Annotated in this window: 8 protein-coding genes; 2 read left to right on the forward strand and 6 right to left on the reverse strand. The window is 58.3% G+C overall.

The features are described 5' to 3' along the window. Nucleotides 1-153 precede the first annotated feature (153 nt). Nucleotides 154-1,011: a hypothetical protein gene (locus tag VGG64_13010; GenBank protein HEY1600519.1), complete on the reverse strand. Its 858-nt coding sequence runs from the start codon at nt 1,009-1,011 to the stop codon at nt 154-156. A gap of 326 nt (nt 1,012-1,337) precedes the next feature. Between VGG64_13010 and VGG64_13015 the strand changes: the two genes are divergently transcribed. Continuing rightward, the gene (locus VGG64_13015; GenBank protein ID HEY1600520.1) at nt 1,338-2,282 is read left to right on the forward strand and encodes a fatty acid desaturase; all 945 of its coding nucleotides are present in this window, start codon (nt 1,338-1,340) and stop codon (nt 2,280-2,282) included. A gap of 50 nt (nt 2,283-2,332) precedes the next feature. Here the strand turns inward: VGG64_13015 and VGG64_13020 are convergent, their stop codons facing one another. The 3 genes from VGG64_13020 to VGG64_13030 form a co-directional block, all read right to left on the reverse strand. Then, a complete protein-coding gene (locus VGG64_13020; GenBank protein HEY1600521.1) occupies nt 2,333-2,557 on the reverse strand; it encodes a hypothetical protein in 225 nt (74 codons plus the stop codon). Between the two features lie 459 nt (nt 2,558-3,016). After that, complete coding sequence (locus VGG64_13025; GenBank protein HEY1600522.1) at nt 3,017-3,244, reverse strand: hypothetical protein; 228 nt, start codon at nt 3,242-3,244, stop codon at nt 3,017-3,019. 209 nt (nt 3,245-3,453) lie between these two features. Further along, complete coding sequence (locus VGG64_13030; protein ID HEY1600523.1) at nt 3,454-4,332, reverse strand: alpha/beta hydrolase; 879 nt, start codon at nt 4,330-4,332, stop codon at nt 3,454-3,456. Nucleotides 4,333-4,529: 197 nt separating this feature from the next. On the opposite strand from VGG64_13030, the gene VGG64_13035 reads away from it, so the two are divergent. Next, a complete protein-coding gene (locus tag VGG64_13035; protein ID HEY1600524.1) occupies nt 4,530-4,850 on the forward strand; it encodes a hypothetical protein in 321 nt (106 codons plus the stop codon). 30 nt (nt 4,851-4,880) lie between these two features. On the opposite strand, the gene VGG64_13040 is transcribed toward VGG64_13035, so the two are convergent. Continuing rightward, nucleotides 4,881-6,545 (reverse strand): response regulator, encoded by a 1,665-nt coding sequence (locus VGG64_13040; GenBank protein ID HEY1600525.1) that lies wholly within the window; start codon nt 6,543-6,545, stop codon nt 4,881-4,883. Next, nucleotides 6,545-9,196, reverse strand: a 2,652-nt coding sequence (locus tag VGG64_13045) for a response regulator (GenBank protein ID HEY1600526.1), incomplete at its 5' end; no start/stop codon positions are given. The genes VGG64_13040 and VGG64_13045, both read right to left, overlap by 1 nt.

The raw sequence follows: 9,196 nt of genomic DNA on the forward strand, positions 1-9,196 counted from the left end.
ATACCCGGGACGGTCCGCTACCGAAGAAGAGCCGAGCTAGGGACGGCCGGCATCACCAGTAAGCCGAGGTCAATGCATCGCCGTCAACGCACCACCGCCAATTCGTTATCGCCAACTCATGATTGCCCGTTCACGCTATACGAGGCGCGGTAGTCATCCATGCGACGTGTTTTCGTCCTCGCCGTCGGTTTCCGATACCGCGCGCTGATGCAGGACGCGGTCGAGGTCCTTCCAGAGGAAGAACAGCCCCAGGATGTTGTCCCACCGTTTGATGACATTTTGATGATTGTCGACGGCCAACAGATCGCCGCCGCCAAAAGTGAGAATCGTTTCCAACACGTCGCGATACTGCGTGCGGAAGCGGAGGCCCGTCCGGTCGGTCAGTTCGCTTCCCTCGCCGAAGTGGAACTCGCCGATCTCATTGGGCGTAAATCGCTTGCGTCCATTCAACGCCATATGAAGTAGCGATCCGATCCACGGCAACAGCAGCAGCCAGCTCAGCACGGTGGTGGTGCCTACGTCGAATTTCGGCTGCAAGCTGGCTAGATACTCAAAAACGGAACTGAGCACGGCCACGTTCTTGATGTCCTCAATGTACTTCGAAGCCAACCAGATCAGGGCGAAGATCAGCACCCACAAGGCCAGTTTGCGCGCGCTGAAGTCGTACAGCAACGTCACGAAAAAATACAACAGCACCCACACATAAAGCCAACCGAAAAATACGGTCCATTGCGGCTCTTTCGCGACGATCGACGAGGACACGAAGCCCACTACGATCAGCAGCCACAGAAAGAAACTGGGGTGCGCCGAATAGACGGTCACTTCATCGAGGTTGCCGCGGCGACCGCGCACGATGACGACCGGCAAGGTCACCAGAAAACGCGCAAACTGAAATACGGCTTTGAATGCCGGCCGCACGACCTGCCGTCGCGACGTCGGAGCGTCGTGCTTCTCCGGGTCGAATCGGTGTCCCGCTTCGACGGCGCTCTCTTCTTTCGGTGGGTTCCCCATACCAACCTCCTCGCGTGCGTGCCATTTCCGAGCCGCATTCTAGCCGCGTCGTAGCCCTGTCACCAGAGATCGCAAAACGCGAGAACCGTAGACGTAGAGCCGGGTTGCAGCCGCTACAGGTAAGAATAGGCCAGGATGCACCGGCAAAGACTGATGCGTGCGGACGAGTCCGAATATCCGGTGCATCGTGCGGGAATCATGGAAAAACTCATGTCCGCAAGACGCACAGCGGGGGCCAAATTGCTACAATCTCGTCTATCGCAGCAGACCCGTCGCATTCGGTCTCTGCCGTAATGAGACGCTTCTTTCTCTACAGGGATCGGACGATGGCGACGACAGAACTCACGGCGCGGGCGGGTTTTCCGCAAGCGCGTCCTGCCGCGACCAATCCGGTGCGCGTCTACTGGCAGTACGCCATCAACGTGGTCCTCATCCACCTTTTGGCGATGCTCGCGTTCCTCCCCTGGTTTTTTAGTTGGACCGGCGTGGTCGTCTGTGTGCTCGGGCTGTACGTCTATGGCACGCTGGGCATCAACCTCGGTTTTCATCGCATGCTGACGCACCGCTCGTTGGTGGTGCCGAAGTGGCTTGAATACTGCTTCTCGACGCTGGCCGTCTGCTGCTTGCAAGATTCGCCGGCCCGCTGGGTAGCCATCCATCGCATGCATCACCAACATTCGGACGAGGAACCCGACCCTCATAGCCCCATGGTCAGTCTGCTGTGGGGGCACCTGGGCTGGGTGATGATCAAGAACACGGAGCACGACAACACGTTTCACTACGAGAACTATTGTCGCGACGTGCTGCGCGATCCGTATTATTTCTGGATCGAGCGCAAACTGCGCTGGTTTTGGATTTATCTGGCCCATGCCGCGCTGTACTATTTTGTCGGCCTGGTGATTGGCTGGGTGTCGACAGGCCAGTTGATGGGGGGCGTGCAGTTTGGGGCCAGCCTGTTAGTGTGGGGTGTTTTGGTCCGCACCGTGCTGGTATGGCATATCACCTGGACAGTCAATTCATTCGGGCACGTGTTCGGCTATCAGAATTACGAAACGGGCGATTCCAGTCGGAACAACATACTGTTCGCCCTGATCAGCAATGGCGACGGCTGGCACAACAACCACCACGCCTTCCAGCGTTGTGCCGCGCACGGCCACAAGTGGTGGGAATTCGACGTGACGTATATCACGATTCAAATGCTGGAAAAGCTTCGCCTGGCCACGAACGTGGTGCGATATCCGCTTGAAGCGAAGCGGCCTGCCAACTCCTAGGCCGGCATAGCAACGCGCCCCAATGGGCCGAATCGTCGCGAGGCGCGCAGCTACTTTTGACAGCGCCGCGATGCGGAGCGTGTCAAACCTAGCCGTGCAGCGCGCAAAACCGTGGCTGCCTCACGATCGAGCCTCGACAGCGACTCGATCTCCCACTGTTGCAATCCATTCGGGTCGATGTGCAACTGCCAGACGGCATCGCAGAACGAAAGCATCGTTTTGGCCCGATCGATATCTGTCGGCCGACCGAAATACTGCCCAATGCGACTTCTCATTGTGGATTCCACCAAATTGCTGTTTGCCAAATTCTCTGTTTTCGATTTCGCACGTGTGTCGTGGCACTGTTCGCGAATTGCCACGATGCATGTGGTAATTAAATTTACTGCGATCGTCAACGCGATCCAAGAGCCGACTTGCTGAAATTGTCGACATGCGGCGGCTGCCGCAAACAGCGACCAGCAGAATTGATCGCCACCGGCTGTGGATGAAGATGGCACTTTCTGCCGGTGATACAACGCGCCGTCGAATGCCAATTGCGACGCGATCGGGTCGATTGCCGCGCCGTGGCGCTTAACGTCGCCTTTGATTGGGCTAGAACGCGAAAGGTTTATAAGGGCAGTTCACTGCACAGCGCGGCCTTAAAAAAACTCGTTCGTCCCATCTGGGCACACGTGACAGAAGTATTGTCAGGTCGCAACGATACGTTCCCGCGTTGCATCGTCAGGACCGATGTCTTATTTCTTGTCACGGGCTTCAGCCCGTTGCCGCGCGGCAATGCGCTTCTTCAATGCCGAGGTCGCCTTCTGCTGAGCTTCTAGCGCCGCGATGGCAGCGACGGTACACTCCGGGCATTTTTTCCCAAGAAAGTTTTGCAGTCGCTGCTTTCCATAGCGCTCGTTCTTCTTGTAGGTAAAAGGGCTACTGTGTCCGCAGGCCCGCTTGAGTAACACTGTTCCTTCCACACGTATCTCCCGCTGATGGTCAATGCGCCCACCCCATTATTGGTAGCAGATCAGCGACAACATGCCAACCGACCGTTGGTCGAACTCGCCCGGAGTTGAACGTTTTGCGCAGGGATGATCGCGAACCCGGCCCCTGCTGCAAGCCTTTCTCGTCGAGGACCGTCCCCTCTTGCCGAGGAGGTTTGTACGGAGCACGTTTCGAGCCGACCTTACTTCTTCTTGAGGAGCCCCTGTACGTGCAGCCAATCGCCAAAGCGCTCGATCCATTGATCGGAGGGCAGTTTTTGCGTATTCATGCCGAACCCGTGCCCACCTTTGGAATACAGGTGCAACTCGGCCGGCTTCTTCGCCGCCAGCCACTTGCTGTAGATGTTTACGCTGTCGATGGCCAGCCCCAGCGGATCATTCGATGCGGCCACGACGAAAAGCGGCGCCGCGTCCTTCGGGACTTCGGTGTCGCCGAGCACTCCTAGGTACGCATATATCGGCGCGACGAAGTCGGGTCGATTCTCGGGCACGTTCTTAAAAGCCACGGCCGCGGTGACAGATCCGCCCGCGGAAAATCCCATCAGTCCGATGCGATCCGCGGCAACGCCAAGTTCCGAGGCATGCTCGCGAACGTACTTGACCGCGGCCGCACCGTCCGCCGCGGCCAGTGGAAATGCGGCTCGCATGTCGTCTTGCATTTTATTGCGCCCCTTCCCGACCATTTCCAGCACGCCGTCGTCGCCGGTTGGCACCAGCCGGTACTTAAGAACGAATCCCGTTACTCCTTTAGCATTTAGCCAGCGTGCTACGTCCACCCCTTCACTATTGATCGACAACGCGTGAAAGCCGCCGCCCGGGCAGATAATGACCGACGTGCCGTTGGCAAGCTCTGCCGCCGGCGCGTAACGCGTCAACGTCGGCTGCGAGACATTGGTGACGACCTGCGTGTTGAAAAGCTGCGAGAAATATTCCTTCTCTTCTTGCCTCGCAGCCTCAGACCCCGGCGCCGCTCCCGGGTAAAGACGAATGACTTCCTGGGCTTGTGCAAATTGCGTCCCGAGCAAAACGACTCCGACCAGGATGCCCGCAATCGATTTCATATTGGCTCGCCTTCGTCAATTGTCCAGTTTGAGATGACCGCTCGATTATTGCCGCCCTGTCAAGTCGCGTCGAGTTTCACATCGTTTTTGGAAAGCCGGCGATTGTCCGGGTCACGGCGCTCGTGCAGTCTTTGGCACGATATTTGTTACCGTTTCCCTCAGAAATCGGCCACTCGCACAGTCCGTCACCAATGAACATGAAACTCAGATTACCCCTGTGGGCCGTGATACCGCGAAATGCGGCCTCAAAACACGGCAGCGGCGCCTACGACAGCCGAGGGCAGGCGCTGGCATTTTCGTCCACGGACAAGTTAATCACATTCATGGAATCGCGCGCCGCTGGTCAATGGAAGGTCACCTTGGTCGGCGACTGTGACGAATTGGTCATTCTCGTAGCGGATTTGCACTGTGACGGAGCTACAGGGCTGTGCATCGATCCTAGCCCTGGCGGCAGCGGCGGAATGGACGTACCCTTGGCCAGCTTGCTGCAACAGGGGACAAGCCGGATGACGGGCTAGGAACGAACTCTCGACGTCGTCCAACAGCCGCTACAGGGGCTGCGGATCCGCGGGGATCCGATTCGACGCGCCGAAGTCCTCGACCACCTCGATCAATTTGAAAATATCGAGAGGTTTGGGCAAGAAGTCGTCCATTCCCGCGGCCCGGCAGCGATCGGAATCGTCGCTCGTGGCATGGGCCGTGAGCGCGATGATCGGTATATAGCTGACGCCTGGCAAAGCGCGAATTGCCGCCGTCGCTTGAAATCCATCCATCACGGGCATTTGCAGATCCATCAGAACAACGTTGTAGTGCTCGTGCGACACCAGGTCGACCGCCTGCTGTCCGTTGGCAGCCACCTCGACAAAATGCCCACGACGGCTGAGGGCACGTTTGACAATTTCTTGATTTGCCCTGGTATCCTCGACCACCAAGACACGCAGGCCGGCCTCGGCCGCGACGCGGTGATCCAGCAGCGAGTGATCCGCCGGGGCCGGCGAGGATTTGGCGCGCCGCTCGACAACCGGTTGCTCGGCCAGCGGGGCCAATGCATAGGCCAGCGGGACTACCACGGAAAAGACGCTGCCGCTGCCAAGTTTGCTTTCGACGGCGACGTTTCCGCCCATCAGTCGCACAAGTTCGGCGACGATCGCCAAGCCCAGGCCCGTGCCGCCGTGACGGCGCGTGCTGGACGCATCGACCTGCGTGAAGGGAGCAAAAATGCGGTCTTGATCCACGTCAGGGATGCCAATACCCGTGTCAGAGATCTCGAACCTCAACATCACACCCTGCATTGTCGCCGAATCGACGCTGACTTTCAGGCCGATCGCCCCCTGATCCGTGAACTTGAGAGCGTTCGACAGTAAGTTCATCATGACCTGCCGCAAACGTAGCGAATCGCCCAATAGCCTGTCAGGTACCACGGGCGCGAGTTCCACGGAGAATGCCAGGTCTTTGTCTTTCGCCGCCAGGTGAAACATCTGGAACAGTTCATCGACCAACGTCCGCACCGAAAGCGACGACATCCCCAACACAAATTTCCCCGACTCCAACTTGGAAAAGTCGAGGATCTCGTTCAGCAATTCCATGAGCACGTTGGCGTTGGACCGCACGGTGTTCAAATATTCTTGGATCTGCGGCGGCGGCGATTCTGTCAGCGCCAGATCGGTCATGCCCACAATTGCGTTCATTGGGGTGCGCAACTCGTGGCTCACGTTGGCCAAGAAGGCGCTCTTGGCCCGATTGGCGCGCTCGGCGGCGACCCGCGCCGCGTGCTCTTCGGCCAAGGCCACGCGTTCCGCGGCTTGCCGTTTGACTTGCTGAGTCATCCGGTACAAGTCCACGAACACAGACACCTTGCTGCGGAGCACTTCGGGAACCACCGGCGTCAGAATGTAGTCGACCGCGCCCAGCGAGTAGCCGCGCGCGGCAAAAGTATCGTCCGGAAACGCCGTGAGAAAGATGATCGGCGTATGTTCTGAGCGGGGATGTTGCCGTATGAGTGAGGCCGTCTCGAAGCCATCCATGGCCGGCATGTTGACATCGAGCAGAATGACCGCGAACTCGTCGTCCAATAGTTTGCGCAGCGCGTCGGTCCCCGACTGCACCGACAGCACGGTTTCGTCGAGGGACTCCAACACAGCCTCGACGGCCAGGATTTTGCCTGGGTCGTCGTCCACCAACAGAATTTTGACTTTCTCTTGGTTGTCCATCATTAGACGGTTAGCCAGGCGTGTAGTACGGCCAGCATTTGGTCCGGATCAACGGGTTTAGACAAATAATCCCAGGCGCCCGCCTCGATACACTTCTCGCGGTCTCCCTTCATCGCCTTGGCCGTGACGGCCACGATCGGCAAATCCCTGAAACGGGCGCTCTGTCGAATGGCACGCATGGTGTCGATGCCATCCATCTCGGGCATCATGATATCCATAAGCACGATATCGACCGTCGGCGCGGCGTGCAGCAAATTGATCGCATCGCGGCCGGTTTCGGCCGAGACCGTTATGACGTCATGGCGCTCCAGGATGCTAGTCAAGGCGAAGATGTTGCGGATATCGTCGTCGACAATCAGCACGCGCTTGCCGGCCAGAACCGGCGACGGATCGTGCAGCCCCCTGATCATCTGGCGCAGTGGCTCATCCACTTTCCTGAGCGGAACGCACAGTGCCAACGCTGCCTGATCGACCAGTTGCGGACGCGATTCCACTAGCGACAGGCCGTATTCTTGCGCGAGTCGCGACCAGCGCTCCATGTCCTCCGCCGAGGCGTCGCTGCGATCTGCGTACAATAGCGCCTGCCGCGGGATCGTTCTTGCTTCTTTCATTATCTGTTCGGCCCAATCGGCAACGGCCGTGTCCGAGGCATGGGGAACGATGACGATGGTGTCGACGGGCGTTCGGCGTAGCAGGGACAGGCAATCGTCGGCCGTGCCCACAGAGTTGACCTGCACTTGAAGCCCGCCTAACAGATTCGCCAGCGTGCTGCGGCTCCCCTCGTTCGAGTCGACAATCAAAAGCGACCGCTCGCCCCGATCGACCAGTTCGCGTATGTCGATCAAAAAGCGTTCCAGTTTATCGGCCGTACTGATTGGCTTAGGCAAAATGCCCTGAGCGCCTAATTTGATTCCCTGTTCGATGCGATCCATCGTGGAAACGACGAACACCGGAATGTGCCTGATCGAAAGGTCGTTCTTCAGCCGCTTCAACACGCGCCATCCATCGATGTCGGGCAAAGAGATATCAAGCAAAATTGCGTGCGGTTGAACTTCCTGGGCCAACGCGATCGCGGCAGCGCCCGACGGCGTGGCGATCCCCTTGAAGCCGGTTTTATGCGCGGCCTCCATGACGATCTGCCCGAAGCCCAGGTCGTTGTCGACGATCAACAACCGGCGGTCTTCCGCCTGCAAGGAATTGCGGTCGTCGTCCATGTAGGTCGACAGGTGCGACGGTTCTTCCAACACGACCGACTCCGTCACGGTCTGCGGCTTGCTCGCGGCAGGGGTCCGCCGCGCAGCCTGGCGGCGAACGATCTTCGGTGGCACGAAGTTTTGCGGTAAATACAACGTGAACGTGCTGCCCGCCCCGAGCGCACTCACGAGACCAATTTCGCCCCCCAGCAGTCGGGCAATTTCGCGGCTGATCGCCAGCCCCAGGCCGGTACCGCCGTACTTGCGGCTGGTGCTGCCATCGGCTTGTTGGAAGGCCTCGAAGATGATGGGCTGCTTCTCGGCCGGTATGCCAATTCCGGTGTCTGTGACAGAAAAGGCCAGCACCGCCGGAGCGGAGTTCAGGCTTTCATTGTCAGGGTGCCAGCCGTCGCGCACGATGCTTACTCCCAGGCTGACTTGCCCGTGATGCGTGAACTTGAAGGCGTTCGACAGCAGATTCTTGATCACTTGCTGCAATCGTTTGCTGTCGGTCGTCAACGCGCGGGGTAGGTTGGGATCGACATCCATAGTAAAATCCACACCCTTAGACTCGGCGACGTGACGGAACGTGCGCTCGACATAGTTGTGCAGATCGCTGAACCGCAGTTCGCCCACGTCCAGCACCACGGTGCCCGACTCGATCTTCGATAGATCGAGAATGTCGTTGATCAGCATCAGCAAATCGTTGCCGGACGAATGGATGGTCTTGGCGTATTCCGTCTGCTTGGGACTGAGGTTGCCGTCCGGGTTCTTGGAGAGCTGATCTGACAGAATCAGCAAGCTGTTCAACGGCGTACGCAGCTCGTGCGACATGTTCGCCAGAAACTCGGATTTGTACTTCGATGTGAGGGCCAACTGCTCTGCCTTTTCCTCTAGAGCCTGGCGGGCCTGTTCCACTTCTTGGTTTTTCTGTTCCACTTCGACGTTCTGATGCGCCAGCAGCCGGGCTTTCTCTTGCAACTCTTGATTGGTCTGCTGCAGCTCTTCTTGGCGGCTTTGCAATTCCAGGGCCAGCGATTGAGATTGCGTCAACAGGTCCTCGGTGCGCATGTTCGCTTCGATCGTGTTAAGCACGATCCCAATGCCTTCCATCAGTTGGTCCAGAAACGCCTGGTGGGTCGGGTTGAACCGCTCGAACGAGGCGAGCTCCAGAACCGCCTTGACTTGCCCTTCGAAGACCACCGGCAAGATAAGAATATTGACCGGCGCCGAGCTGCCTAAACCCGACGATATGCGCACGTAATCCGCCGGCACGTTGGAGAGCAGGATCTTTTGCTTTTCCAAGGCACATTGCCCGACGAGCCCTTGCCCTAGCTCAAGTCGCTTGCCCATGTCGGCCGGTCGTTCGTAGGCATAGCTTGCCAGCAACGACAAACGGTGACTTTCTCCCGAGCTGTCGTAGATATAAAAGACGGCATGCTGGGCCGTAACGACCGGTGC

The sequence above is a fragment of the Pirellulales bacterium genome (genome assembly GCA_036490175.1).
Classification (GTDB): Bacteria; Planctomycetota; Planctomycetia; order Pirellulales; family JACPPG01; genus JACPPG01.

Excerpts from the sequence above, each read along its gene's own strand:
- VGG64_13020 (HEY1600521.1), bottom strand. The coding sequence starts at position 2,557 with ATGAGAAGTCGCATTGGGCAGTATTTCGGTCGGCCGACAGATATCGAT.
- VGG64_13040 (HEY1600525.1), bottom strand. The coding sequence starts at position 6,545 with ATGATGGACAACCAAGAGAAAGTCAAAATTCTGTTGGTGGACGACGAC.
- VGG64_13035 (HEY1600524.1), top strand. The coding sequence starts at position 4,530 with ATGAAACTCAGATTACCCCTGTGGGCCGTGATACCGCGAAATGCGGCC.
- VGG64_13010 (HEY1600519.1), bottom strand. The coding sequence starts at position 1,011 with ATGGGGAACCCACCGAAAGAAGAGAGCGCCGTCGAAGCGGGACACCGA.
- VGG64_13015 (HEY1600520.1), top strand. The coding sequence starts at position 1,338 with ATGGCGACGACAGAACTCACGGCGCGGGCGGGTTTTCCGCAAGCGCGT.
- VGG64_13030 (HEY1600523.1), bottom strand. The coding sequence starts at position 4,332 with ATGAAATCGATTGCGGGCATCCTGGTCGGAGTCGTTTTGCTCGGGACG.